The following is a 390-nucleotide window of genomic DNA, read 5'->3' on the forward strand; positions in this document are numbered from 1 at the left end:
AATTTGATATTCCCGCCATTTTCCCACCAAAGTTTTTAATGTAAATTATTTCATTTTACTCTACTTTAAAAAGAGTATTTATTTTATTAACAGCTTCAATTTTTTGTTCGGGCATTACATGAACATATATATTTGAGGTAGTTGAAATATCGGAATGTCCTAAAAGTATCTGAACTGTTTTTATTGGAACATCTTTTTCAAACAATCTTGTTGCATATGTATGTCTTAAGCTGTGAAATTTTTTATATGGAATGTTATTATTTACTAGAATCCTTTTATATATTTTCCTGAGATTTTGAGGATCAGTTGCAGTCCCTAATGGATTAGAAAAAATATAATCATTCTTAACATAAGCTGATCCAACTTTAAGTTTTTCTTCGTTCTGTTCTA

General features: G+C 27.4%; 1 protein-coding gene. It reads right to left on the minus strand.

Annotated features, from left to right (window positions below; translation table 11 throughout):
* Nucleotides 1-55: 55 nt before the first annotated feature.
* Nucleotides 56-390: tyrosine-type recombinase/integrase (locus tag KM800_RS15220; protein ID WP_217813835.1), on the minus strand; the 335-nt coding region annotated here is incomplete at its 5' end.

Origin of the sequence: Clostridium tyrobutyricum (genome assembly GCF_019144085.1) — a bacterium.
Lineage (GTDB): Bacteria > Bacillota > Clostridia > Clostridiales > Clostridiaceae > Clostridium_B > Clostridium_B tyrobutyricum_A.